We start from the raw sequence: 24,591 nt of genomic DNA on the forward strand, positions 1-24,591 counted from the left end.
TACCACGATTTCTGGGTTTGTAAACTACACAATCGCCGCTCGGGAGAGTTGTAAGCTAGTCTCGCGATGGCAGAGGGGGCGGCCATGGTTCAGCGGGTATCCACCGTCGCATTTGAAGGCATTGAGGCGCGGGCGGTCGACGTTCAGGTGCAGGTCGCTCCCGGCCTGCCCGCCTTCAGCATTGTGGGTTTGCCGGACAAAGCCGTATCCGAGGCTCGGGAGCGGGTGCGGGCCGCCCTGATCGCTTCAGGTCTTGCGCTGCCGGCGAGACGAATCACCGTCAACCTGGCGCCGGCGGATCTGCCCAAGGAAGGCAGTCACTACGATCTCCCCATTGCGCTCGGCCTGATGGCGGCGATCGGAGCCATTCCCTCCGACGCGTTATCGGGATTTACGGTGCTCGGCGAACTCGGCCTCGACGGATCGATCGCGGCCGTGGCCGGGGTTCTTCCGGCTGCGATCGGCGCCAATGCGCGCGAGGAGGGATTGATTTGCCCTTCGACTTGCGGCGCGGAAGCCGCCTGGGCGAGCCCCGACATCCAGATCATCGCCGCCAGTTCGCTCATTCAGATCGCAAATCATTTCAAGGGAACCCAGGTTCTGTCCCGGCCCCAGCCCCGGATTCGTGAAACCCAGGGCAGCGCTCTCGACCTTCGCGACATCAAGGGGCAGGAGAGCGCCAAGCGTGCGCTCGAGATCGCAGCCGCCGGCGGACATCATCTGCTGATGGTCGGCTCTCCCGGCAGCGGCAAATCAATGCTCGCGGCGCGCCTGCCTTCGATTCTCCCGCCGCTGTCGCCGGCCGAACTGCTGGAAGTATCGATGATCGCGTCGGTAGCCGGCGAAATCGACGGAGGGGCGCTTACCTCGCAGCGGCCGTTTCGCGCCCCGCATCATTCCGCCAGCATGGCCGCGCTGACGGGCGGCGGCACGCGCGCCAGACCCGGTGAAATCTCGCTGGCACATAACGGCGTCCTGTTTCTCGACGAGTTGCGGGAGTTCGATCCGCGCGTGCTGGATTCGCTCAGGCAGCCGCTTGAGAACGGCGAGATCGCTGTGTCCCGCGCCAATCATCGCGTGACCTACCCCGCGCGCTTCATGCTGGTGGCGGCAATGAATCCATGCCGCTGCGGCCACGCCTTTGAGCCCGGCTACGCTTGTAAGCGCGGCCGCATCGATCGATGCACCGCTGATTATCAAATGCGTATCTCGGGACCTCTGCTGGACCGGATCGATCTTCGCATCGAAGTGCCGGCCGTGACCGCCTCCGATCTCATTCTGCCGCCTCCGTCGGAAGGCTCGGCCGAAGTCGGCGCTCGTGTCGCCGCGGCACGCGACATTCAGGCGGCGCGGTATGCCGCTCTCGGTCTTTCGAATGTCCGGACCAATGCCGAAGCGCCCGCGGCCGCGCTGGAAGACATCGCGCAACCGGACGCACAGGGGCTGAAGCTGCTCCGCGACGCCGCGGAAAGCATGCGTTTGTCGGCGCGCGGCTATCACCGGGTGCTGCGCGTCGCCCGCACGCTCGCTGACCTCGATGGCGCCGTCAAGATCGGCCGGCTGCATCTCGCCGAAGCTTTGTCCTATCGCGCGCTCGCCGACGACATCAAGCGCGCAGCATGACCGTAGCTTGCCTCCGTCCAAGACGGATCACCAAAGTTGCCGCAGAGATCTGCTTGACGGCACCCTCCCTGATGTCTCGATAAGATTTTGTTAACCTTGTTCGCATCCAACCGGTTTCCGGCGCGGCGCTCAAGGACTCCGCAACATCATGTCTTCATGCTGACAGCGACGCATCCACTGCGCGTCCCTTCGTTGGCAACCCGCCTTCCGATGGACCTTGCAGTGTTCGGGGAGGTCGATGGCGGCGCGATTATTCTGGATGAGGGCACGCCTGCGCGGGCTGATCCGGCAACATCCCCGGCTGAATCTGGCCCTTCGGACCTTCGTGACTTTTTCAATCGCGTTCGGAGGCGCCTACGGTTTCATTGCCGGAAGCCGAAGCGCCGAGTATGACCCTCACGCGTTCGCAATCGGCATCAGTTTCCTGTTTGCGCTCGCTTGTGTCGCGCTGGCGATCCTGAGCATGCGCTTGCGTGGGATGCGCAAAAAGATGCGCAAGATTGCTCTCCACAATGAAGCGCTCGCTGATCGCAACTGGGAACTGAAGGAAGCGGAGGAGCGGTCGCGTTGCCTTTTCGAGTCGCAGGGCGATCTGATCGTGCTGCGCGACGGGAACGGCATCATCACCTCGGTGAATGACGCCTATTGCATCCTGGCTCAGCGATCACGGGCGGACCTGCTTGGCATCCGCTTCGCGCTTCCCGTGCTCGAGCAGGGCGAAAGCGTGATCGAAGCGAACGGCACGCGCGTTTACGATCAGCGCGTCGAAACCGCACTGGGTCCGCGCTGGATTGCATGGCGCGAGGCCTTGATGCGGATCGACGCCAACCACCCGGCAGAACTGCAATGCGTCGGACGCGACGTCACCGATCGAACCGAAGCCAAGCGCGCGCTCGGTGAAGCGCGGGATCACGCAAACGCAGCCAACCAGGCCAAGTCACGTTTCCTGGCGATGACGTCGCACGAGTTTCGCACACCACTCAACGGCATTATCGGCATGAGCGGACTGCTGCTGGAAACCGCGCTCACGCCCGAACAAACGACATATGTCAAGGCAGTGAAGGCATCCGGCGATGCATTGTTGTCGCTGATCGAGGAGTTGCTCGACTATTCCAGGATCGAGGCCGGAAAAATCGACCTCGAACATCGCCCTTTCATCCTGTCCGATCTGATCGAGGACATCACCGAATTGCTGGCGCCGCGTGCGCAGGCGAGGCAGCTTGCAATCGCCTCCTACATCGATGAGACGCTGCCGACCGAAGTGATCGGAGACGCCGCACGCTTGCGCCAGGTGCTGCTCAATCTTGCAGGCAACGCGATAAAATTTACCTCAACCGGCGGCGTTGCGCTGATCGTCACCCCCGGCGTCGGGCGGAACGACATCCGTTTCATGGTCCGTGACACTGGAATTGGCATTGCGCCGGATGCGCAAGCCCGGATTTTCCGCGATTTCGAGCAGGCCGACGGCCAGATTGCGCGCAATTACGGCGGATCGGGGCTGGGTTTAAGTATCAGTGATCGCATCGTCAAACGAATGGGCGGGCATATCACGCTGCAGAGCGAGCCGGGCTCTGGTTCGACCTTCGAGGTCTCGGTCCCTCTTCCGGCTCACGATCGCGCGCCGGCGCAAAAGCGCTTTGCCGCGCCGGATCTGACAGGACACCCGGTCATGCTTGTGGCGCCTCAAACCGTCGAGACATCGCTGCTCGCCCGGCGCCTGGAGCGCTGGGGGGCCGAGACCTGCACGACATCCGATCTCGCGGTTGCGCGCGCTCTGCTTCTGGAGCGCGCGTGGCACACTGTCCTTGTCGATCATGCGATGGGCTGGGATGAGATCTGGCGGTTCGGTCAGGCTGCCCGCGGTCATGCGGCGCGACGGATCGTCATGGTCACGCCATCCACAAGGCAGAACCTTCAGGCCGCCGGCGCCGCAGCGTTTACGGGCTATCTTGTCAAGCCTTTGCGAACGGCGTCGATCGCAGCAAGATTGTCTGCGCCGGCAGACGATTCGACCCTCCTTCGGACCGCCAGCGGCCAGCCTGATCGCGACAGTCGTGAGGAATCCAAGACACCGGCCACGACGTCAGCACCAAGCCTTTCAATTCTCGTCGCGGAGGACAATGAGATCAATGCGCTATTGACGCGCTCGCTCCTGACCCGTCTCGGACACGCCGTTATCGTCACCGCAAATGGAGAGGAAGCTCTTAAATCGTGGGACGCCGCCCTGGCCGCGGGCGCACCCTACGATCTCGTCCTGATGGATATCCAGATGCCGAACCTCGACGGCATCGAGGCCACCAGGAAAATTCGAGAACGGGAAGCCACCCGGTTCGGCCACCGCACGACGGTTCTGGCGTTGACCGCCAACGCGCTGACTGACGATCGTCATGCCTGCTTCGAGGCCGGCATGGATGGCTTTCTGGTCAAGCCGCTCGATCGCGAAAGATTGGCCGACGCGCTTGCGGGATTGATGTCCGCCCGTCACGTCCCGGCGTGACAGAAACCTCCAGAGCATGATCCCGAACAGTGCAAACCGGTTTTCAGACAAGATCATGCTCAAGAAAAGATAGGCGACGGGCCTGATTCAACGCAATTGAACCAGACTCTAAAGCCGCCTTAGCGCGACCTGCTCCACGACATGATCGGCCCCCTTCTTGAGGATCAGGTTCGCGCGTGGCCGCGTCGGCAGAATGTTGTCCTCCAGGTTGGCGCGGTTGGTACGTTCCCAGATTGCAATAGCCGTTGCGGTCGCTTCGTCGTCCGACAGCAGCGCGTAACGGTGAAAGTAGGATCGTGGGTCCTGAAAGGCCGAATCCCGCAAAGCGAGGAAGCGGGTCACGTACCATTCGCGCAGCACCGGCTCTTCGGCATCGAGATAGACGGAGAAGTCGAAGAAATCGGACACGACCGGAACAGCCCTGCCGTCGCGCGGCAGCGGACCGGTCTGCAGAACATTGACGCCCTCGACGATCAGAATATCGGGCTGACTGACTTCGATCCAGCTGTCCGGGACGATGTCGTAAGTCAGATGCGAATACACCGGCGCGCGCACGGGCGCGCGGCCCGCCTTGATGTCACTGAGAAACGACAGCAAAACCGGCAGGTCGTAACTCTCCGGGAAACCTTTTTTCTGCAGCAGGCCGCGGCGCTCGAGCACGGCGTTGGGAAACAGAAATCCGTCAGTGGTGACGAGTTCGACTTTGGGGCGCGGCGACCATCGTGCGAGCAGCGCCTGCAGCACACGCGCCGTCGTTGATTTTCCAACCGCGACCGACCCGGCCACACCGATGATATAAGGCACCTTGCGATCATGGATGCCGAGAAACTGACGCTGGGCAACAAAGAGACGCTGCATCGCGGCCACATAGATCGATAGTAGCCTGGATAAAGGCAGATAAATTTCCTCGACCTCCACCAGATCGAGTCGATCATGCATCGACCGCAACGCCGCGATTTCATTCGCAGCCAGCGTCATCGGCATATCGTGGCGAAGCTTCGCCCATTCGGCGCGAGCGAAAATTCGATACGGATTGTACTGCTGCTGTTCCGCCCGCGAATTCATGAAGCCTGCCTCGGGGCTGGAGCAAAATCCCGGTTCCGGAGGGCCGCGCCAGCGCAAAGTGGAAGCCGGCTTTCGGAGAAGATTACGCTCGATCGAACAATAGAACAAAATCCGATTCACCGACGTTAAATCGGAATCTAGTCGCGATGGCGCGCGGCTTTCTCTTCGAGTCCTGATCGCGCCGTACGCTGCGCCAAAACAGCTTCAACGTCTTCCAGCTTCACGCCTCCGGCCTTTAACAGCACAAGGAAATGAAACATGAGATCGGCGCCTTCTGCGATCAGGTGTTGCCGGTCATTCTCGACCGCGGCGATGACCGTCTCGACGGCTTCCTCGCCGAGCTTCCGGGCGCAATGCGCAGAGCCCTTGTCCAGCAGCTTTCGCGTGTAGGACGCATCACCTCCGGATGCAGCCCGCGCGTCAATGATGGCGGCAAGATCATGGATCGTAAAACGCGGCATAATCCGTCTACCCGTCCGCTTGCACCTCAAGGTGCCCGACAATTCCTGAGTGTCTAGCACTCCTGCAATCCGGAGTCGTCAGGGATCGAGCCGCATGGCGAGCCCGGCGCGAACCATATGCTCCTTGGCTTCGCGAATGGTAAACTCCCCGAAATGAAATATCGATGCCGCCAGGACCGCGGTGGCATGGCCTTCGCGAATTCCGTCGACCAGATGATCGAGATTGCCGACGCCGCCCGACGCGATCACGGGTACGGAAACGCTATCGGCCACCCGCCGGGTCAGCGACAGATCGAAGCCTTGACGAGTGCCGTCGCGATCCATCGACGTCAGGAGAATCTCGCCGGCGCCGAGCGACACCACTTCCTGCGCATATTCGATGGCGTCGATGCCGGTGGATTTGCGCCCGCCATGCGTGAAGATTTCCCAGCGGTCCCCGCCGCCGGACCTTGAGACCCGTTTGGCATCGATAGCGACCACGATGCACTGGTCGCCAAACTTTTCCGCAGCCTCCTTGACGAACGCGCGCCGGCTCACCGCCGCGCTGTTGATCGAGACCTTGTCGGCGCCGGAGCGTAACAATGTGCGGATATCCTCGATGGTGCGGACGCCGCCGCCGACGGTGACCGGCATGAAACAGGCTTCCGCGGTGCGCCGAACCACATCCAGCATGATGCCGCGATTCTCGTGCGTCGCGGTAATGTCGAGAAAGGTAAGCTCGTCGGCACCGGCGGCATCGTATGCAACCGCCGCTTCCACGGGGTCGCCGGCATCCCGCAGGTTCACGAAGTTGACGCCCTTGACGACCCGTCCATCCTTGACGTCAAGGCAGGGTATGACACGGACCTTGAACATCGCCGCCGCCCGATCCTTTCAAGCCGCCGCGCGCGCGGCATGGATCAGCTTCAGCGCCTCAACCGGATCGAGCCGGCCGTCGTAAAGCGCGCGTCCGGCGATGGCGCCCGCGAGCTTTTTCGCGCGCGGCGCGAGCAGCGCCTTCACATCCGCGATGGAGGCCAGGCCGCCCGAGGCGATCACCGGAATTGAAATGCTGCCGGCGAGCGCAATGGTGGCGTCGAGGTTCAGACCCTTCAGCAAGCCGTCCCTGGCGATGTCAGTGAAGATGATCGCCGCGATGCCGGCGTCCTCGAACCGCCGCGCGATGTCGAGCGCCGCGACCTCCGACGTCTCGGCCCAGCCCTCGACCGCGACCTTGCCGTTGCGCGCATCAAGGCCGACGGCAACGCGCCCCGGAAACGCTTTGGCGGCGTCCTTGACCAGAACGGGATCGCGCACCGCGGCCGTGCCGATGATGACGCGCGCAACGCCTTTGCCGAGCCAGGCTTCGACCGTTTTCAGGTCTCGAATGCCGCCGCCGAGCTGCATCGGCAGGGCGACGTTCTTCAGGACCCGCTCCACCGCATCCGCATTCACCGGCTTGCCGGCGAACGCGCCGTCGAGATCGACGACATGGAGATACTCGAAGCCTTGCGCGGCGAATGCGCGCGCCTGATCCACGGGATCCCGATTGAATACGGTCGCACGCGCCATATCGCCCTGCTCGAGGCGAACGCACTGACCGTTTTTGAGATCGATGGCAGGGAAAAGGATCACGGTGTCCATCTCAGGAAATTGGCGATCAGGGCCAGTCCGAATCGCTGGCTCTTTTCGGGATGGAATTGAGTGCCGATCGCGGTGTCCTTGCCGACGATCGCCGTCACCGGACCACCATAGTCGGCGCGCGCGAGCACATCGGTCTCATTCGCAGCGTTCAGGTGATAAGAGTGCACGAAATAGGCGTGACGACCTTTCGGTCCCAATGCCAGTCCTTCAAGGACCGGATGTTCCCGCACCGGATCGAGCGTATTCCAACCCATATGCGGAATCTTCAATCTTTCGTCACGCGGCGAGATTTTCTCGACATCGCCCGCGATCCAGCCGAGGCCGTCCGTCGTGACGTGCTCCCTGCCGCGCGTCGCCATCAGCTGCATCCCGACGCAGATGCCCAGGAAGGGCCGCGCCTTGTCGCGCACCACCTCCGTCAGCGCCTGAACCATGCCGTCGAGCGCCTGGAGCCCGCGGCGGCAATCGGCGAATGCGCCGACGCCGGGCAGCACCACGCGATCGGCCCGGAACACCGCGTCGGGATCGCGCGTCACCACGATCTTTTGCAAATCTCCGATGCCGCGCGCCGCGCATTCAAATGCCTTTGCCGCCGAATGAAGATTACCGGAACCATAGTCGATGATCGTGGCCGTCACCGCCGAAACCCGGGTTGCGGGAACAGGCCGAGGATATCGCCGCGCAGCGTCGACGGCGGAAGGGGTTGGTCCGGAGCGCCCCGCGTCGGTGGCGGCGCGCCGCGATCGATCGCCAACGGATCGACGTCCGCGTCCCGCATTGCTCGCCAGCGATCGAAAAAGCGCCGTTCAGCCGCTTCCTCATCGTCCGCGACAACGACGTCGAGCGGACGCCACTTTTGCCGCGACAGCGTCCAGCGCCGCAAACTCGCCGCCTCCAGACCCATCAGCACGGCGATCACCGCCATCACCGCAATGCGCGTTCCCCAGCCGACGCGTAGCAGCGTCATTGCGGCTTCCACCGCGACCGACAGAACCAGATACCCAGCGAGCACCAGCCAAAGTCGTTGATAAAGCAGCCATACCGGACCGAACAAAAAAGCCCCAAACGAAAAGCCATCGCGAACGAACACGAAGTTGTCCGTGGCACCGCGCGCGTCTGGCCCGTCGACCGGTGGCGCATGGACTGTATAGACCGACATTGCACTCTCCGCCGACAACAGGACGGTCAGCCGCCGAGCTGACCCTTAGTTGATGGCACTTCGTCCGCAGCGCGCGGATCGATCGCCGCCGCTGCCCGAAGCGCACGCGCCAGACCCTTGAAGCAGGATTCGGCGATATGATGGCTGTTCTCGCCATATAGCGTCTCCACGTGCAAAGTCACGCCCGCATTGACGGCAAAGGCGTTGAACCATTCGCGCACCAGCTCGGTGTCGAACTCACCGATCTTGTCGCGGGGGAACTCAACCTTGAACACGAGCGCCGGCCGGCCGGAGATATCGATCACGACACGGGACAGCGTTTCGTCCATTGGCATATAGACGCTGGCATAGCGGCTGATGCCAACCATCGAGCCGAGCGCCTGCTTCACAGCCTGGCCCAACGCGATGCCGACATCTTCCGTCGTGTGGTGGTAATCGACGTGGAGGTCGCCATCGGCTTTGACCGTGATGTCGATACGCGAATGGCGGGCGAGCAGATCCAGCATATGGTCAAAAAAGCCAATGCCGGTCGCAACCTTGGAGACACCGGAGCCGTCGAGGTTGACCACGACCTCGATGTCCGTTTCCTTGGTCTTGCGCTTGATGCTCGCCGTACGCATGAAAGGCTCTCTACGCCGCGCATGATCCGTCTCCGCCATACTCAAAGCGGTTTGACGACAAGATCGCGCGCCATTCAACGATTATGAACGCGTCGGAGGCAAAATCGGCGTACCCGCTCTTGCTGACCGCGCTCCGATAGAACGCGGCTCTTTTAACAGGCTCAGGTCCTCTTCGCTACTGCGGGATGTTGCATTTCAGCGGTGTTCTTCGATCATGGTGACTGGCGGAGTGGATTTGACATTCGCCACCCACCTGCCGCGGCCCCGGGATGCGAATGTTAGAGTCGGACCACTAGAATCCATGGAATCGGACGCCGATTGCAACGCCGCGCCGCAATGCCTAAAACTGACCTGATCATGAAGGGGTTCAGATGCAAGCATTACAGCCGGAGATGTGGCACGGCACCACGATCCTGACCGTCCGCAAGGGCGGGAAAGTGGTCATTGGCGGCGATGGTCAGGTCTCGATCGGACAGACGGTCATCAAATCCAACGCGAAGAAGGTCAGGAGGCTCGGAAAAGGCGACGTCATCGGCGGCTTCGCCGGCGCCACCGCGGATGCCTTTACACTGTTCGAGCGACTGGAAAGCAAGCTCGAACAATATCCGGGCCAACTCACCCGCGCCGCCGTCGAACTCGCCAAGGACTGGCGAACCGACCGTTATCTGCGGCGGCTGGAAGCCATGATGCTTGTTGCGGACAAAGACGTGTCGCTGGTGCTGACCGGGACTGGAGACGTTCTGGAGCCCGAAGCGGGCGTCATGGCGATCGGCTCGGGCGGGAATTACGCACTTGCCGCCGCGAGGGCCCTGATCGACTCCGACAACGAGGCCGAATCCATTGTCCGCCGTTCTCTCGACATCGCCGCCGACATTTGTGTTTATACCAATCGAAACCTGACGATCGAGGCGTTGGCTACAAGTTGAGACTGCTTTCCCTCTCCCCATTTGGGAGAGGGTGGCGAGATCGCGTGCAACGAGATCGCGCCGGGTGAGGGGAAAATTCTCTCACCATCCCCTCACCCGGTTTCTCGCTCACGCTCGAAACCACCCTCCCCCACAAGGGGGAGAGGGAAAAGAAGATAAAATCCATGACGCATTTCTCTCCCCGCGAAATCGTTTCCGAACTCGACCGTTTCATTGTCGGCCAGACTGACGCCAAGCGAGCCGTTTCCATCGCATTGCGCAATCGCTGGCGGCGCCAGCAATTGACCGGATCGCTGCGCGAGGAAGTGCTGCCGAAGAACATCCTGATGATCGGACCGACCGGCGTCGGCAAGACGGAGATCGCGCGACGGCTGGCGAAGCTTGCCAACGCACCCTTCCTCAAGGTCGAAGCCACAAAGTTCACCGAAGTGGGATACGTCGGACGCGACGTCGAACAGATCGTTCGTGATCTCGTGGAGGTCGCGATCGGCCAGACCCGCGAGCGCAAGCGTAAGGAGGTTCAGGCACGCGCGCAGCTTGCCGCCGAAGAGCGCGTTCTGGACGCCCTGGTCGGCGCCAATTCGAGCGCCGCAACGCGCGATTCATTTCGAAAGAGGTTGCGCGCCGGCGAACTCAACGACAAGGAAATCGAGATCGAAACGCAATCATCCGGCGGCGCACCGATGTTCGAGATTCCCGGCATGCCGGGGGCCCAGGTCGGCGCGATTTCAATCGGCGATATCTTCGGCAAGATGGGCGGGCGCACCAAGACCCGCCGGCTGACCGTTTCCGACTCCCATGAAATCCTGATCAACGAGGAATCCGACAAGCTGCTCGATAGCGATCAACTCACGCTGGAAGCGATCGCCGCGGTTGAAAATGACGGTATCGTGTTTCTCGACGAGATCGACAAGATCTGCGTGCGTGACGGCCGCAGCGGCGGCGACGTCTCGCGCGAAGGCGTGCAGCGCGATCTGCTGCCGCTGATCGAAGGAACGACGGTCTCGACCAAGCATGGCGCGGTGAAGACCGACCATATTCTGTTCATCGCGTCAGGCGCGTTTCATATTGCCAAGCCTTCCGATTTGCTCCCCGAATTGCAGGGCCGGCTGCCGATCCGGGTCGAACTGGACGCCCTGACGCGGAATGACATGCGGCGCATTTTGACCGAGCCAGAGGCCTCGCTCATCAAACAGTACATCGCATTGATGCACACCGAAGGGGTCACGCTCGACATCACCGATGATGCCGTCGACGCGCTCGCGGATATCGCGGTCGCGGTGAATTCGACGGTGGAGAACATCGGCGCGAGGCGATTGCAGACCGTCATGGAGCGAGTGCTCGACGACATCTCGTTCACGGCCCCAGACCGCAAGGGCGAGACGGTCCGCATCGACTCCGGATATGTCCAGAAGCACATCGGCGATCTGGCCAAGAATGCCGATCTGAGCAGGTTCATCCTCTGAAGGCTGATCCCGGTCGCGTTAAATCAGACCAGCGCTTTTTGATCGAGCATGATCTCGTTTTTCGAGAACCGGTTCACGTTCGGGGATCACACTCTGACCCTGCGTCGCAGGCGCACGTAAAGCGCGCCCTCGCCGCCATGACCGGAATGCGCCTCGTCGAAACCGACGACCAGCGATCGAAACTCCTGGAGGCCAAGCCATTGCGGGACCTGCCGGCGCAATACGCCCCGCTCGGCGTCCTGCCCGCTCGCGCCGCGGCCCTTGCCGGTAATGACAAGCACGAAAGTGAAGCCGTCGCCCGACGCGTTTTGCAAGAATCGCAGAAGAGCCCGATAGGCCCGCGCCTGCGTCATGCCATGCAGGTCGATCCGGGCATCGATGTCTTTCAGCCCCCGGGACAATCGCGATCGCTCGCGTCGGGTGAGCGCCGACGGCTGCGGGCTATTATGTTTGGCCGCTCTTCCGATTGAGTCCGATTCGGACCACGTCGCAGACTTCGCAATCCTGGCGGGTTTCCCCTCAAGCCGAGGTTGGACTGGATCGGGCCGAGGTCGTTTGCGCAATGGCTTGGCTTGCGCTGCAACGCTTTCCCACAATCGACGCTCCTCGTCCGTAAGGGCGCGCGTTCGGCGCGGCCGAACGGATGCGTCGGGCGACACGCGTTTCATCGCGCCCGGCGATGCCAGCGGCGGCGATAATGGGTGCGATGCCGCGGCTTGTGAGCGGATCCAACCTCGGACCGTTCCGGCGGCAACGGGGTGATTTCCGATGACGCCGCTTTCGCCGCCGGCACGGAAGCAGCCCCGGTCTGCTCATCCGCAGGAAGGGAAGAGGGCGCGGAGGCTTGCGGGGCATTGGCGGGCTTCCGGTCGTTGGGCGGAAACAGCCTTGCGATTTTTGCCGAGGGCCGTGTTTCCGGAAGCGGCATGGTTTTGGCGCGAGCTATCGGATCAAGGCTGTTCGGGACGAGCATGACGAAGTGCATATTGTGCCGAAGACGGCCCGACACGCGTCCGGCCTCCGAGCCTGCGCCAAGGTAAAGGTCCGCACGGGCAGGGCCGACAATGGCAGAGCCCGTATCCTGCGCAATCATCAGCCGATGAAACGGTGTTTTCGCCTGTTCGGATTGGATCGGCAACTCGCCTTCGATGAAGAAGGGCGTGCCATAGACATGCAGCGTTTTATCGACCGCAATCGACCTACCCGGCGTCAAAGGCAGACCCTGCGCTCCGATCGCCTCGTCATTGTCCGAGAGCTTCACCTCGCGAAAAAAAACGTAAGAGCGGTTCTGCCGGCGCAATTCCCTGGCGCCATCGGGATTGTCGGTCATCCACTGCCTGATGCGTTGCATCGACATCTGCTCTTTCGGGATGATGTTGCGTTCGATCAGGATCCGACCGACCGCAGTGTACGGATATCCGTTATAGGAATCATAATTGATGCGTATGGTCGAGCCGTCTTCGAGACGAACCCGCGCTGAGCCCTGGATTTGCGTGAAGAGCAGATCGGTCTGACTCTTGAGCCAGCAGATTTCGAGGCCGCGGCCTGCGATCGCGCCATCCTCGATTTCGGCGCGATCGTAATAGGGAACCAGCTTTCGGCGACCGATTTTGCGATACACCGGCCCGTTGTTGGGCAGGCTTGGCGCGCTTTGCGAGAATCCCCGGACGAAAAGGTTCGAGGGGCGCCGATAGACCGGAACGGTATAGACATCCGTCCTGGTGCGCGACCCGTCGATAATGGGCTCGTAATAGCCCGTGACGAAGCCATCCGTTTCGCCGAGACGCGAAATGCGCACCGCCCGGAAACGGTTTTCGAAGAACGCTTTCGCTTTGGCATCGTCCGAGATGTTCGCCGCTTTCGCGGCGCGGCACGGCTCCCGCAACGATACGCCGAGCGCCTTCCGACTGACGGCCGATCGACGCCGGCCGGTTACCGCGCGGCAACTGGCGCGAAAAGCCTTGAATGCGTCAAGATGATTGTCGTTGTTCCAGCCAGCAATATCAGCCCACACAACCGGGGAGTATTGGCCGCCGGAGATTTCGAGCGGTGCAGCCGAACGATGACGGCTATCGTGAGCCCGGACAGCGGCAGGCCCCATCACGGCGGCGATGCACAGCCCGACCGCGCACCTTCTTAACCAATAAAGGTCAGCCGGCGCTTCCGGTGCCAACCAATTTCCAGTTCGGATCGCGCGAAGAGATCTCGCGGGCAAAGGTCCAAACATCGGTAATATCGGAAATCCTCTCGGGGTTTCCGTCGACGATCGCTCCGGTCTTGTCGCGGGTGACGGAAATCATCTGTGAAATGAAGCGAACCGTCAGTTGCTCGGCCCCGTCCCGCAGTTCCGCGCCGATCAACTCAACCTTATCTATTGATACAAATCGCGTTTCAGTTTTCTGCTCAAGTCTCTCTCTGTCCTTGATAGCCGCATCGAAGCTTTCATAGACATCCGACGACAGCAGATCCTTCAAAGTCCTGCGATCCCCATTGGCGAATGCCAGTACGATCATCTCATAGGCGCTCCGTGCGCCACTAAGGAAATGTCCAGGATCAAAGGAGGAATCCTGAGCCGCGATGGCGTCGAGCCCCAAAGCGAGAGCCGTGCCCGGTTCCGTCAGATCTTTCCAGCGATCCGCGGACGGCCCCACATCGGCCGTGGGCGTCGCGGAGGACTGATTGATCACGGTTCCCGGCACCGGGACGACATTCTTGTCCTGGGCGCCGCGCAGGATTTCCCGCGTCGCACCGTCGTAGGGCGGACGCTCACTTCCCGTCCGCTGTCCGAGAACACTGCGCAGACGCAGAAAAATAAAGACCGCCAGCGCCAGGAAAATGATGGTGTAAATATCCACGTCGTCGTCACTTTCTGATCGGTCTAGATCACGGCCTGCGAACAAACGTCCGGCTGTGGACGCAGGTTCGCATCGGATGGCCAGATTTATTTAGGGATGAAACGCAGTCCGGCCAAGGGCGCATTTTAGCATAACGAGCGGACCAGGGAGGGCCTCCTTTGCCATGTTCGCCAAACATAGCGCGTTTCCTATCAAAGGGGAAAGTCAGATTGCAGGCAGACGGCGCATTCCCGCACCTGTTTGAGCCTCCAGGCGAGGCCGGCCTGTGGCGGCGGAAGCACGCCCGGATTCGCCGGCGCGCGCGGCATCCTTGTGGACAGCCGCAGGCTTATGTTAGCCACTCGCCCCGAGGCGGACCTTCGCCCTTCAGGCAGGCGCATCTTCCGACAAGTCGGCTTGAAGTTTCAGGAGAAAGATATGACCAACGGCAACGGCGCGCCTCCCGAGGCAGCCTCTTCACCCCAGCTGAACGTGCTGGCTCAATACACCAAGGACTTCTCTTTCGAGAATCCCAACGCACCAGCCTCCCTCGCGCCGCAGCAACAGCCTCCGTCGATCAACGTCCAGATCAATGTCGGCGCCAGCAACGTGGCCGAGCACGACTATGAGGTGGTGCTTAAAGTCGAAGGCAAGGCTGAACACACCGGCAAGCTGATGTTCAGTTTCGAGCTCGCCTATGCTGGCGTATTTCGCATCGTCAACGTTCCCCAGGAAAATCTTCATCCCCTGGTTATGATCGAATGTCCGCGACTGTTGTTCCCGTTCGCTCGCGAGATCGTTGCCACGGCCGTCCGCGACGGCGGATTTCCGCCCCTGATGCTCGACCCAATCGATTTTGTAAGCCTGTATCGACAGAACATGGAACGTCAGGCCGCAGCGCAACAAAAACCAAGCTAATGGCCTGATTTCAACGGCGCTGAATCAGACTCTGGCCTTTTGATCGAGCATGATCTTATCCGAAAACCGGTTTCCACTTTTCGGGATCATGCTCTAATCAGCGCAGGTGGGATCGTTTCCATTTAGGCTTGGATGAATTCAGATACCGGTCTGTTCGACGACCGGTTTCAGCTTTTCGGATTATTGGGCCAGAAATTCCGTCCAGATCGCCTTCTCGCCGAGCGTAGCGACGAAATTTCGATGCGCAATGCGATCGGCTTCTGTCACGCGCGAGGCCAGCGGCACCGTTCGCTGACGTCTTGGCAGTTCCAAAGTTCCGCCGAGCTGGCGGGACGTGGTCTCAGTCAGGATCAATTGCGACTGGCGCGCGCCAATGAGATCGATATAGACTTCCGCAAGCAGTTCGGCGTCCAGCAATGCGCCGTGTTTGGTCCGACGGCTATTGTCGATGGCGTAGCGCGAGCACAGGTCGTCCAGCCGGTTCGAGACGCCGGGATGTTTCCGGCGCGCTATCAACAACGTATCGACCAACCGCTCGCGGCCGATCACCTGCCTTTTGAGACGCTCGAGTTCCGCATTGATGAAGCTGATATCGAACGATGCGTTGTGAATGATCAGAGGCGCATCGCCGATAAATTCCAGAAACTCATCGACAACCTGCGCAAACAGCGGTTTATCGGCAAGAAATTCACTCGACAGACCATGGACCGCGAACGCCTCCTGCGGCATATCGCGTTCCGGGTTGATGTAGCAGTGGAACGTTTGCCCCGTCGGCATGCGGTTGAATATCTCAACGCAACCGAGCTCAACCAGACGATCGCCCCGCACGGGATCAAGGCCGGTGGTTTCGGTATCGAGAACGATCTCGCGCATGAACTTCCGTGAAATGTATCGTTTTCCGGCGAACGAACGCCTCTGGAGCCGGCTCTGATTCCGTCAGGGCGGGAAACGGCTCGATCGAATCAGGACGATCTCTGCGGCATCTTAGCAGCGGCTGCAAGAATTTCCCGGATTTGCGCGCGCACGTGGTCAAGACCGTGCGAGGTATCCACTACGAAATCCGCCCGCTTGCGCTTTTCGTCATCCGGCAACTGCCGGGCAAGGAGTGCCTGCAGCTTCTCGCGCGTCATGTTGCCGCGGGCCAGAATACGTTCATGCTGAACATCAGGCGTTGTCGTGACGACGACGACCGCATCGACAGAGCGCTCGCCGCCGGTTTCAAACAGCAGCGGCACGTCAACCACCGCTACCGCTGCGCCCGAACGCTCGGCCTGCTCGAGAAACGCTTGACGATAGGCGTACAACATGGGGTGTACGATCTGCTCGAGCCGCTTCATGGCCGCAGTATCATGCACGACCTTCGCCGACAATTTCTCGCGGTCGACTTTGCCGTCGACAGTTGTTCCGGGAAACGCAGCCTCAATCACGGAAGCCGCCTCTCCTTCATAGATTGCATGAACGGTCGCGTCCGCATCGTAGACCGGAACCCCCGCTTCCGAAAAAAGTCGGGCGGTGGTCGATTTACCCATTCCGATCGAGCCGGTCAGCCCAAGCACCACCATATCCGAACATCCGCTGTCATAGCGATAGCAGCCTTTGAGCACGCAAAAAAGCAAGCAGCGGCAACAACGGCAAGCCCAGAATGGTGAAGTGATCTCCCTCGATCCGGCTGAACAGATGGATGCCAAGGCTTTCGAGTTGATAGGCGCCCACGCTCGCGGTTGCCGCATCGCCAGCCGCGTCCAGATACGCCTTGATCGTATCCTCGTTCAATTCCCGCATCGTCATGCGCGCGACTGATACATGTTCGAACAGCGGCGTGTCGTCGCGCATCACCGAGACGCCGGCGTGCAACGCATGGGTCCGCCCCGAAAGCGCACGTAGATGTGCGACCGCTCGCTCACGGCTTCGCGGCTTGTTGAACAGGCGGCCGTCGCATTCGAGCGTTTGATCCGCGCCGACGACATAGCGGCCAGGTGAACGCAGCGAAACCTGACGAGCTTTTTCACGGGCCAGCCGGACCGCGACCTCGCCAGCGGTTGTGAGGCCGGAACTTCGCTGGATCGCCCGCTCATCGATCGCGGCAGGGATTGCCTCGCATGACAGACCGGCATTGGCGAGCAATAGCTGTCGCACCCGGCTTTGCGACGCCAGTATCAAGGGTCTTGATTCGCGCCATATCGCCATTGCCGGCCTACTCCGGACGCTGCCGGCGCCTGTCGGCAAACAGTTTCATGATCGCCGCGGCTGTCTCCTCGATCGACCGGCGCGTCACATCCAATTGAGCCCAGTCGTGTTTCACACTCAGGCGGCGGGCGTAGATCACTTCGTCGGTAACAGATTGGCGATCGATATAGGCCTCGTTGCCGGGCCCCGCTCCGATGCTCAACAATCGGTTCTGCCGGACCTGAATCAAGCGCTCGGGTGCTGCATGAAGACTGACAACCAGAGGATCCTTCAACGATTCCAGTTGACGCGGAATCGCGATACCCGGCACCAGCGGAACGTTCGCAGTGCGGATACCGCGATTGGCAAGGTAGACCGACGTTGGCGTCTTTGAGGTGCGGGACACACCGACCAGAACGACGTCAGCCTCCTCCAGACCTTCGACATGCTGCCCATCGTCATGCATCATCGTGTAGTTCAAGGCGTCGATGCGCTTGAAATAATCCGCGTTCAGGCTGTGCTGGGCACCAACGCGACCCGTGGTGTCAGCGCCGAGATAAGCCTGAAACAGCTGCATGACCGGGCCGATAATCGAAAGGCTCGGGCAGTTGATTTCCTGGCACCTGGCCTCGAGCCGGACCGCGAGATCATTTTCAAGCAGTGTGAACAGGACTATTCCCGGCGCTTCCCCGATTTCCGCAAGAACGCGGTCGAGCTGCTTCCGGCTGCGAACCAAGGGGTAGACGTGTTCAATAGGCGTGACATCAGCATATTGGGCAACCACCGCGCGTGAAACGGTGATCAGCGTCTCGCCGGTCGAATCAGACACAAGATGAAGATGAAAGTCGCGGCTGCTCACGGGTGCCTGCCCTGCATACCCTGTGTATCGGTGTGGAGACCAAGCCGCAATTCCGCCGATCCTGCGACGGCTACGGGATAACCTCGATTTTTCTTCACAGGTCTCCTGAGGGTAAAAACTCCATCACCCTCGCTCATGATAGTGGGGCTATGTGGACTTGTCTCTTGATAATAACACGCGAATGCAGGGTAAGTATCTGGCTCCGCGATGATCTTCTGTTTGGTCCTGAATGACCTGGATTCTCGTGCCACTGTGGGCATTGATGCGGAAAAGAACGGGACGACATTGCATTCGACCTATTCACCGTCACTAAAACTCAAACTTAAGAATTCAAAAATTTTCTTTAGCAAAGAGTCGCTTGCAGATATCGCACCTATTCTGGCACCTATCTGCCACGTTGCAGCAGATCGTAAGATCGAAATACCCCTGAACGAGATGATCGATGTACGAGTGGATCAAGGCTTTTCATGTGATTGCGATCATTTCCTGGATGGCGGGAATGCTTTATCTGCCGCGGCTGTTTATCTATCACTGCGATGCCGAGATCGGCTCGAAGCAATCCGAAACGTTCAAGATCATGGAGCGAAGGCTGTTCAAGGCCATCATCAATCCTGCGATGATGGTGGCCTGGGGACTCGGGCTTTACATGATGTGGGAGCGTCAGTGGTATGCGGTCGGCTGGTTTCAGGGCAAGTTGGTCCTCGTCATCCTGATGTCCGCCGTTCACGGCTATTTTGCCCGCCGCGTACGCGATTTCGCCGCCGACCGCAATGTGATGAGTCAAAAATTCTATCGCATTATCAATGAGGTTGTAACCGCCCTCATGATAGGCATCGTTATTTTGGTCATCGTCAAGCCATCCTAGGCCAGAGAAACGATCGGCAGGAAGGTCCGCCAGCATCTGCTTGCGCGGAGGCGATCAATTTTCTATATAGGGGCCATCCCACCCTACGCAGGCGGATGTGGTCGCGGTCCGGTTTCTAAATCGAACCGGTCGCCACGTCAGGTTTGAAGCCTTTCGGTGCCCTTCCTCGCTTGAGGTTTTTCCCGGTACGGGCAGGACTGCGGACTTTCCTTTCGGTGCGTTGTCCGCATCTTCACGAAACCACCTGGCCGTCCTCCTCAAGCATTCCACAGGACTCTCCCAATGCGGGAAATGAAACTTCAAGACCTCAAGGCCAAGACTCCAGCCGAACTCGTTTCGTTTGCGGAAGAGCTGGGAGTCGAAAATGCCAGCACCATGCGTAAACAGGAGCTGATGTTCGCCATTCTGAAGCAGCTAGCCATTCAGGAAACCGATATCATTGGTGAAGGTGTCGTCGAGGTGCTCTCGGACGGCTTCGGATTCCTACGCTCGCCGGATGCCAACTATCTGCCGGGTCCGGACGATATCTACGTTTCGCCATCACAGATCCGCCGCTTCGGCCTGCGAACCGGGGACACCATTGAAGGACACATCCGCAGCCCCAAAGAGGGCGAGCGCTACTTTGCGTTGCTGAAAGTCAATACCCTCAATTTTGAGGATCCTGAGAAGTCAAAGCACAAGGTCAACTTCGACAACCTGACGCCCCTGTTCCCCGATCAGCGGTTCCGGCTCGAGCTGGAAGATCCCACGCGTAAAGATCTGTCGGCGCGGGTCATCGACATCGTTGCTCCGATCGGCAAGGGCCAGCGCGCGTTGATCGTGGCGCCGCCGCGCACCGGCAAGACGGTGCTGATGCAGAACATCGCCCACTCCATCACCGCCAATCATCCGGAGTGCTATCTGATCGTTCTTCTGATCGACGAACGTCCTGAGGAAGTCACCGACATGCAGCGGTCGGTGAAAGGCGAAGTCGTGTCCTCCACATTCGATGAACCGGCGGTGCGCCACGTCCAGGTCGCCGAGATGGTGATCGAAAAGGCCAAGCGCCTGGTCGAACACGGCCGCGATGTCGTGATCCTGCTTGATTCGATTACGCGTCTTGGCCGAGCCTACAATACCGTGGTGCCCTCCTCCGGCAAGGTGTTGACCGGCGGCGTCGATGCCAACGCCTTACAGCGGCCGAAGCGCTTCTTCGGTGCGGCTCGCAATATTGAGGAAGGTGGCTCGCTGACCATCATTGCCACCGCGCTGGTCGATACCGGAAGCCGCATGGACGAGGTGATTTTTGAGGAGTTCAAAGGCACCGGCAATTCGGAATTGATTCTCGACCGCAAGGTCGCCGACAAGCGCACTTTCCCCGCGATCGACATCGCCCGCTCCGGAACGCGCAAGGAAGAGCTAATCACCGATCCGCAACTGCTCAAGAAGATGTATGTGCTGCGGCGCATTCTCAACCCGATGGGCACCATGGATGCGATCGAGTTCCTGCTCGACAAGCTGCGCAATACCAAGAACAACGGCGAGTTCTTCGAGTCGATGAATACGTGATGCCAACAGGCGGAAGGCACCGAAACATGAGGCCGGTGAGTAATCGCAGGTCTTTTCGTTTCTGGAATGCTGTGCGCCGAACTTTTTTCCGGAAGTCGCGACTTATTATTGGTCTTATCAGGAAGATGAGGGCTGATGTTTGCGGCGCTCCTTTATGCTCTGCCCTACATTGTCGGCGGCGCGATGTGTCTGTTGGTGCTGATCGGCTTTTGGCGCGGTTTGAGTTTACGTCCGCACAAGGACGGTTACGGTTCTCGCCGCGGTATTCATTGGTGGTACGGCCCGCGCGATTGATGATGTCCCACTATAGCTTCGCGACGAGTTCGATCAGCGTTTTAGGTATGGACACTGGCAATGAGCATCTTTGCTGACGGCAGACAAAGGCCGCCGCGCCCCGCACGGAACGGGCTTTTGCTTGCGCCGGATGATCAGCCGCCAGCGCCTCGGCATGTGGAGCGTGCAGCACGATGCTTGTCGCGTGCGGCAGTTTTCGTGCGGCGTTGAGCAGCGCGCCGGCTTGCGCGTCCTCGCCGACCACGACGATCTCCGCGCCGGTGAGGCGGAGATCGAGCGCATTCATGAGCGATAGCTGGCCAAAGCCCTTCTCGGTCGCGCTCGGTAGCAACGCGGTGAAGAGGCCGTCGATCCGGGCGCGCCATTTCGTATCGCCGGTCAGCGCCGCGAGGCGCACCAGGTTCTGCGCGATCAGTCCGTCGTGGTTGGGGGTGGCGTCGTCGTCGCTCGAATGCGGCCGCACGATCAGCCCTTCCGCGTCGGCGGCGGTCAGATAATAGCCGCCATGCTCGACGTCGGCGTAGTGCGTGTCCAGTGTGGATTGCCAGCGTAACGCCTGCACGAGACAGTCGTTGTCGCCGGTCGCCTCGAACAGAGCGAGTGCGGCGCGCCCCATCGCGGCGTAGTCGGATGCGAGCGCCGGCACCAGCAGCCTGCCTTCGCGCCACGAATGTCCAAGCCGTCCATCGCGGGTCATGGTGGTTCGAACGAAGTCGTACACCGCGCGCGCGATCTGCAGCCAGTCAGGCCTGTCGAAAACGCACGCCGCATGAACGAGGGCGGCAATCATCAAGCCGTTCCAGTCAGCGAGGATCTTGTCATCAAGTCCCGGACGGACCCGGCTTTCACGGCGCGCCAGCAGCTTCTCGCGCAGCGCCCGCATGTGAGCGCTGTCGTCGCTGGCCACCTCAATGCTTCTGAGACGATTGGGAATGTTGCGCCCCTCGAAGTTGCCATTGGCGGTGATGTCGTATCGAGCGGCGAAATCGGCGGCGTCGGTCGTCCCGAGCACCTCTTCGATTTCTTTCAGCGACCAGATATAGAACCTGCCCTCCTCGCCTTCGGAGTCCGCATCGAGTGAAGAGGCAAAGCCGCCCGCCGGCGTCAGCATCTCCCGGCGCAGCCAATCGACCGTCTCGGTCGCGCGTTCGCGGTACAAAGGATTTTTGCTGCGCGCATGGTCGAGCGCGAGTAGATCAAGGATCTGTGCGTTGTCGTAAAGCATCTTCTCGAAGTGCGGCACCAGCCATTTGTCGTCGACCGAATAGCGCGCGTAACCGCCGCCGAGGTGGTCGTAGATGCCGCCCTGGCTCATCCGGGTCATCGTCAGCGTGACGGCTGCGAAGAAGTGGTCGTCGTGGGTACGTGCGCCGGCGCGCCAGAGGAATTCCAGCACGGAGCATTGAGGAAACTTCGGCGCGCCACGCAGGCCGCCGTGGACCGGATCGGTTGATTGCGCGATCAAGGCCGCAGCGTTGTCGAGTTCGGCGAGGCCGATATTCGCAGGGTTATCCGCGCGAGCGCGTTCGGAGAGTCGTGCGATCAACGCGTCGCGATGACGCGCGATTTTGTCGGGCTGCTCGCGAAAAACCCGCGCCACCGATTGCAGAACATCGGTAAATGCCGGACGGCCGAAGTCCGGCAGCTTCGGGAAGTACGTGCCGCCCCAGAACGGCGATCCATCGGGGAACAGGAACATCGTCAGCGGCCAGCCTCCCTGCTCGCCGAGATGGTGCAGCGCGTTCATGTAGATCTGATCGATATCGGGCCGCTCCTCGCGGTCGACCTTGATGCAGACGAACAGTTCGTTCATCACTGCCGCGACGTCCTCATCCTCAAAGCTTTCGTGCGCCATGACGTGGCACCAGTGGCAGGCCGCGTAACCGATCGACAACAGGATTGGACGGTTGCTGCGCTGCGCCTCGGCGAGCGCCTCCGGTACCCACGGCCACCAGTTGACGGGATTATGCTTGTGCTGCAGCAGATAGGGACTGGTTTCCGCGGCCAGACGATTCGCAGGATGGCCTGAGCCCTTGGCGGCGTGATTCATGTCGAGGCGTCCTTGCGCGATTCTGCGATAACGGAAAACGTCCGGCGTGTTCGTTGCAACGACTTCGAAGTTCAAGGCATCGAAGCAATCCAAGACATAGGTCATGCATCCGCGAGAGCAAACGATCTTCGCCCTGTCGTCGGGTCGGCCGCCGTCGGCGATCGCTGTCGTGCGCGTGTCGGGTCCGCAGGCCGGCGCCGCGCTTCGTGAACTTGCAGGTGCGATTCCGGTTGCGCGCATGGCGAGGCGCGTATTGCTGCGCGACCGTATCGGTGAAGCGATTGATGATGCTGTTGTTTTGTGGTTCCCCGCGCCTGCCAGCGCAACCGGTGAAGATGTCGCGGAGTTTCACATTCACGGTGGCCGCGCCGTGCTGAACGCCTTGTTCGCGGCGCTGTCGTCGATCGACAATACGCGAGCCGCGGAACCGGGAGAGTTTACAAGGCGGGCGTTCGAGAACGGCAAGATCGATCTCACTGAAGCCGAGGGTCTCGATGACTTGATTCATGCCGACACCGATCGGCAGCGCCGTCAGGCTCTGCGCCAGTTGCAGGGTCTGCTCGGCGATCGCGCGCGCGGCTGGCGCAAGGAGCTGATCGAGGCTTCCGCTTTGATCGAAGCCGGAATCGATTTCGTCGATGAAGGCGATGTGCCGGAAGATCTGCTGAAACCGGCGATGGAAAAGATCGCGCAGCTCCGTCGCGAGATCGAACAAACCCTTGCGGCACCGGCACAAAGCGAACGCCTGCGCGACGGTTTGATGATCGCGATTACTGGTCCGCCGAATGCCGGGAAGTCGACGCTGCTCAATCGCCTTGTCCGCCGCGAAGCAGCGATTGTGTCACCGCACGCGGGAACTACGCGTGACATCATCGAAGCGTATCTCGATCTCGACGGTTATCCGGTGACGCTCATCGATACGGCCGGCATTCGCGAGACTGACGATCCTGTCGAGCAGGAGGGCATGCGGCGCGCGCGCGATCGCGCGGCGTCGGCGGACCTGGTACTGTGGCTTTCGGATGGGGAGATGGCCGACCTGGACCCAACGATTCGCGTGGGGGATTGTTCACTCTGGCTGGTCCGGAACAAGATCGACCTTTCAGGTCCGGAGAATGATGAGGCGAACCCAAGGCAGCGTGAGACGACAACGGCGCGGGGATCGCGGGTGCGGCGGTTCCGGGTTTCCGCCCGCCGTGGCGATGGCCTTGATGATCTTGTCGCGGCGCTGACCGTTTTCGCGGGCGACCGGCTTGGTTCCAGTGAGGCGGGCGTGATCACCCGCTTGCGGCAGCGCAACATATTGCGGGATGCTGCAGGATCGCTGGCAAGGGCGGAAGCGCTCGCGGGACGGGGTGACGAACTGATCGCCGAGGAACTACGAATAGCGATTCATCTTATGGGACGGCTCCTGGGCCGCGTCGATATTGATGATATTCTTGATTCACTGTTTAAGGAATTTTGCATTGGTAAATAGTGATTATAAATTCATTTCTTTATTGAGGGTCCGGGCTGTGAGGTTATGCAGGCCCGCTCGATGTGGGGATGTTTCACGTGAAACATTCCATGCTTGTGCCAGAAATCCAAACTTTCCGATCGCCCCCGTCTGCGTTAGAAGTC

Annotated in this window: 24 protein-coding genes; 9 read left to right on the top strand and 15 right to left on the bottom strand. The window is 60.6% G+C overall.

All coding sequences use genetic code 11. The features are described 5' to 3' along the window. The first annotated feature begins 84 nt into the window (after positions 1 to 84). Positions 85 to 1,623: a YifB family Mg chelatase-like AAA ATPase gene (locus NB311A_RS01065; protein WP_040673726.1), complete on the top strand. Its 1,539-nt coding sequence runs from the start codon at positions 85 to 87 to the stop codon at positions 1,621 to 1,623. Between the two features lie 238 nt (positions 1,624 to 1,861). Beyond that, positions 1,862 to 4,120, top strand: coding sequence for a response regulator (locus NB311A_RS01070; protein ID WP_009796546.1), 2,259 nt, complete (start codon positions 1,862 to 1,864; stop codon positions 4,118 to 4,120). Positions 4,121 to 4,228: 108 nt separating this feature from the next. On the opposite strand, the gene coaA is transcribed toward NB311A_RS01070, so the two are convergent. The 7 genes from coaA to hisB all read right to left on the bottom strand — a co-directional run bounded on the left by coaA (position 4,229) and on the right by hisB (position 9,048). Further along, positions 4,229 to 5,185 (bottom strand): type I pantothenate kinase, encoded by a 957-nt coding sequence (gene coaA, locus NB311A_RS01075; RefSeq protein WP_009796547.1) that lies wholly within the window; start codon positions 5,183 to 5,185, stop codon positions 4,229 to 4,231. A 137-nt stretch (positions 5,186 to 5,322) separates the two neighbouring features. Continuing rightward, positions 5,323 to 5,646 carry a phosphoribosyl-ATP diphosphatase gene (locus tag NB311A_RS01080; RefSeq protein ID WP_009796548.1) on the bottom strand — a complete coding sequence of 108 codons (324 nt, stop codon included), beginning with the start codon at positions 5,644 to 5,646 and terminating at the stop codon, positions 5,323 to 5,325. Between the two features lie 78 nt (positions 5,647 to 5,724). Next, complete coding sequence (gene hisF / locus NB311A_RS01085; RefSeq protein ID WP_009796549.1) at positions 5,725 to 6,501, bottom strand: imidazole glycerol phosphate synthase subunit HisF; 777 nt, start codon at positions 6,499 to 6,501, stop codon at positions 5,725 to 5,727. 18 nt (positions 6,502 to 6,519) lie between these two features. Further along, positions 6,520 to 7,260 (bottom strand): 1-(5-phosphoribosyl)-5-[(5-phosphoribosylamino)methylideneamino]imidazole-4-carboxamide isomerase, encoded by a 741-nt coding sequence (gene hisA, locus NB311A_RS01090; RefSeq protein ID WP_040673727.1) that lies wholly within the window; start codon positions 7,258 to 7,260, stop codon positions 6,520 to 6,522. Next, positions 7,257 to 7,907 (bottom strand): imidazole glycerol phosphate synthase subunit HisH, encoded by a 651-nt coding sequence (gene hisH / locus NB311A_RS01095; RefSeq protein ID WP_009796551.1) that lies wholly within the window; start codon positions 7,905 to 7,907, stop codon positions 7,257 to 7,259. The genes hisA and hisH overlap by 4 nt, the downstream gene beginning before the upstream one ends. Continuing rightward, positions 7,904 to 8,428, bottom strand: coding sequence for a DUF2628 domain-containing protein (locus NB311A_RS01100; RefSeq protein WP_009796552.1), 525 nt, complete (start codon positions 8,426 to 8,428; stop codon positions 7,904 to 7,906). The genes hisH and NB311A_RS01100 overlap by 4 nt, the downstream gene beginning before the upstream one ends. Before the next feature lie 26 nt (positions 8,429 to 8,454). Continuing rightward, entirely contained in the window at positions 8,455 to 9,048 is a 594-nt protein-coding gene (gene hisB, locus NB311A_RS01105; protein ID WP_040673728.1) for an imidazoleglycerol-phosphate dehydratase HisB, read from the bottom strand. Between the two features lie 371 nt (positions 9,049 to 9,419). On the opposite strand from hisB, the gene hslV reads away from it, so the two are divergent. Together hslV and hslU are read left to right on the top strand one after the other, a co-directional pair. Further along, positions 9,420 to 9,974 carry an ATP-dependent protease subunit HslV gene (gene hslV / locus NB311A_RS01110; protein WP_040673671.1) on the top strand — a complete coding sequence of 185 codons (555 nt, stop codon included), beginning with the start codon at positions 9,420 to 9,422 and terminating at the stop codon, positions 9,972 to 9,974. A 164-nt stretch (positions 9,975 to 10,138) separates the two neighbouring features. Next, positions 10,139 to 11,440, top strand: coding sequence for an ATP-dependent protease ATPase subunit HslU (hslU, locus tag NB311A_RS01115; RefSeq protein WP_009796555.1), 1,302 nt, complete (start codon positions 10,139 to 10,141; stop codon positions 11,438 to 11,440). A gap of 86 nt (positions 11,441 to 11,526) precedes the next feature. Here the strand turns inward: hslU and NB311A_RS01120 are convergent, their stop codons facing one another. From NB311A_RS01120 to NB311A_RS01130, 3 genes are read right to left on the bottom strand one after another with little or no spacing between them, the layout of a single operon-like run. After that, a complete protein-coding gene (locus tag NB311A_RS01120; RefSeq protein ID WP_009796556.1) occupies positions 11,527 to 12,108 on the bottom strand; it encodes a Smr/MutS family protein in 582 nt (193 codons plus the stop codon). Next, positions 12,105 to 13,613 (bottom strand): MltA domain-containing protein, encoded by a 1,509-nt coding sequence (locus NB311A_RS01125; RefSeq protein WP_040673673.1) that lies wholly within the window; start codon positions 13,611 to 13,613, stop codon positions 12,105 to 12,107. Before NB311A_RS01125 ends, NB311A_RS01120 begins: the two co-directional genes overlap by 4 nt. Continuing rightward, on the bottom strand, positions 13,591 to 14,295 hold the full coding sequence (locus NB311A_RS01130) for a Tim44/TimA family putative adaptor protein (RefSeq protein ID WP_009796558.1): 705 nt from the start codon (positions 14,293 to 14,295) through the stop codon (positions 13,591 to 13,593). Before NB311A_RS01130 ends, NB311A_RS01125 begins: the two co-directional genes overlap by 23 nt. A 417-nt stretch (positions 14,296 to 14,712) precedes the next feature. On the opposite strand from NB311A_RS01130, the gene secB reads away from it, so the two are divergent. Further along, positions 14,713 to 15,192 carry a protein-export chaperone SecB gene (gene secB / locus NB311A_RS01135; RefSeq protein ID WP_040673729.1) on the top strand — a complete coding sequence of 160 codons (480 nt, stop codon included), beginning with the start codon at positions 14,713 to 14,715 and terminating at the stop codon, positions 15,190 to 15,192. A gap of 180 nt (positions 15,193 to 15,372) precedes the next feature. On the opposite strand, the gene dnaQ is transcribed toward secB, so the two are convergent. The 4 genes from dnaQ to NB311A_RS01155 form a co-directional block, all read right to left on the bottom strand. Next, positions 15,373 to 16,065: a DNA polymerase III subunit epsilon gene (gene dnaQ, locus NB311A_RS01140; protein ID WP_009796560.1), complete on the bottom strand. Its 693-nt coding sequence runs from the start codon at positions 16,063 to 16,065 to the stop codon at positions 15,373 to 15,375. An 89-nt stretch (positions 16,066 to 16,154) separates the two neighbouring features. Then, complete coding sequence (gene coaE, locus NB311A_RS01145) at positions 16,155 to 16,754, bottom strand: dephospho-CoA kinase (protein ID WP_009796561.1); 600 nt, start codon at positions 16,752 to 16,754, stop codon at positions 16,155 to 16,157. Positions 16,755 to 16,770: 16 nt separating this feature from the next. Continuing rightward, positions 16,771 to 17,379, bottom strand: a complete 609-nt coding sequence (locus NB311A_RS01150; protein WP_009796562.1) for a nucleoside triphosphate pyrophosphatase — start codon at positions 17,377 to 17,379, stop codon at positions 16,771 to 16,773. A gap of 7 nt (positions 17,380 to 17,386) precedes the next feature. After that, on the bottom strand, positions 17,387 to 18,217 hold the full coding sequence (locus NB311A_RS01155; protein WP_009796563.1) for a pyruvate, water dikinase regulatory protein: 831 nt from the start codon (positions 18,215 to 18,217) through the stop codon (positions 17,387 to 17,389). 442 nt (positions 18,218 to 18,659) lie between these two features. Here NB311A_RS01155 and hemJ point away from each other — a divergent pair, with 442 nt between their 5' ends. The 3 genes from hemJ to NB311A_RS21685 all read left to right on the top strand — a co-directional run bounded on the left by hemJ (position 18,660) and on the right by NB311A_RS21685 (position 20,924). Beyond that, positions 18,660 to 19,082, top strand: a complete 423-nt coding sequence (gene hemJ, locus NB311A_RS01160) for a protoporphyrinogen oxidase HemJ (protein ID WP_009796564.1) — start codon at positions 18,660 to 18,662, stop codon at positions 19,080 to 19,082. Positions 19,083 to 19,364: 282 nt separating this feature from the next. Continuing rightward, on the top strand, positions 19,365 to 20,630 hold the full coding sequence (gene rho, locus NB311A_RS01165) for a transcription termination factor Rho (protein WP_009796565.1): 1,266 nt from the start codon (positions 19,365 to 19,367) through the stop codon (positions 20,628 to 20,630). A gap of 135 nt (positions 20,631 to 20,765) precedes the next feature. Then, positions 20,766 to 20,924 carry a hypothetical protein gene (locus NB311A_RS21685; protein ID WP_009796566.1) on the top strand — a complete coding sequence of 53 codons (159 nt, stop codon included), beginning with the start codon at positions 20,766 to 20,768 and terminating at the stop codon, positions 20,922 to 20,924. A gap of 10 nt (positions 20,925 to 20,934) precedes the next feature. Here the strand turns inward: NB311A_RS21685 and NB311A_RS01170 are convergent, their stop codons facing one another. Then, positions 20,935 to 22,974, bottom strand: a complete 2,040-nt coding sequence (locus NB311A_RS01170; RefSeq protein WP_040673730.1) for a thioredoxin domain-containing protein — start codon at positions 22,972 to 22,974, stop codon at positions 20,935 to 20,937. A 103-nt stretch (positions 22,975 to 23,077) separates the two neighbouring features. On the opposite strand from NB311A_RS01170, the gene mnmE reads away from it, so the two are divergent. After that, a complete protein-coding gene (gene mnmE / locus NB311A_RS01175) occupies positions 23,078 to 24,448 on the top strand; it encodes a tRNA uridine-5-carboxymethylaminomethyl(34) synthesis GTPase MnmE (RefSeq protein WP_009796568.1) in 1,371 nt (456 codons plus the stop codon). Positions 24,449 to 24,591: the final 143 nt, after the last annotated feature.

It is taken from the genome of Nitrobacter sp. Nb-311A, assembly GCF_000152905.1.
Taxonomy (GTDB): domain Bacteria; phylum Pseudomonadota; class Alphaproteobacteria; order Rhizobiales; family Xanthobacteraceae; genus Nitrobacter.